Origin of the sequence: Escherichia sp. KCJ4928, assembly GCF_004352695.1 — a bacterium.
GTDB lineage: Bacteria > Pseudomonadota > Gammaproteobacteria > Enterobacterales > Enterobacteriaceae > ECMA0423.
This window is the reverse complement of the sequence record NZ_SJWV01000532.1, coordinates 1-652: the sequence shown is the minus strand read 5'-3', so window position 1 is coordinate 652 and position 652 is coordinate 1. Positions and strand designations below refer to the sequence as shown.

1 protein-coding gene and 1 pseudogene are annotated in these 652 nt (G+C 47.5%); one reads left to right on the top strand and one right to left on the bottom strand.

The annotated features are described in order from the left end of the window. A partial coding sequence (locus E0D98_RS25365) for a colicin-like bacteriocin tRNase domain-containing protein (protein ID WP_276320456.1) occupies positions 1 to 256 on the bottom strand: 256 nt, incomplete at its 3' end. 185 nt (positions 257 to 441) lie between these two features. On the opposite strand from E0D98_RS25365, the pseudogene E0D98_RS25360 reads away from it, so the two are divergent. Beyond that, positions 442 to 652, top strand: a pseudogene (locus E0D98_RS25360) (phage integrase family protein); the annotation flags it as partial.

The window sequence follows — 652 nt, the reverse complement described above, 5'->3', positions numbered from 1 at the left end:
ATCCCGACCAGTCTCCCTCTTCAAGTTCCTTATCAAGAATAATCCGGCGAATAATTCCAGGAAAAAGAACACTTTGTACAAGTGCGATACCTTGTGGGCTGTAATCCCCCCATCCCGGAGGCATGGATGGAGCGAGACCTGATGAGCCTCCGGGTTTCACATCACCGCCCGGAATTCGTCCTGTTGACGGCCACACAACCATTGTGTCCCCGTAATCAATACCTTCTGTCGGTACACTACCTTCATTATCACTCATAGAAAACCTCTTTGACTTTAAAAACAATCAATTAAAATTAAATACTGTACATATAAACACTGGTTTTATGTACAGATCAAAAATTACGCCGCTGTGTTTTCTCTGTCAAGACTGTGGATTTCAATTTTTGTGAAAACGATCAAAAAACAGGCATTCACACCACGTGCTATTCTCGCCTGATACCACAAAAAACTGCACAAGCATTACTGGTCAGGACGGCAGGAAGAATGCCCGCCGGCCAGCAGACTCACCGGCTGGTTCCGCTCTCGGACTCCTGGTACGTCAGCCAGCTGCAGACGATAGTGGCCACACTGAAAATCCCCATGGAACGGCGTAATAAACGAACAGGCAGGACAGAGAAAGCGCGGATCTGGGAAGTGACGGACAGAACGGTCA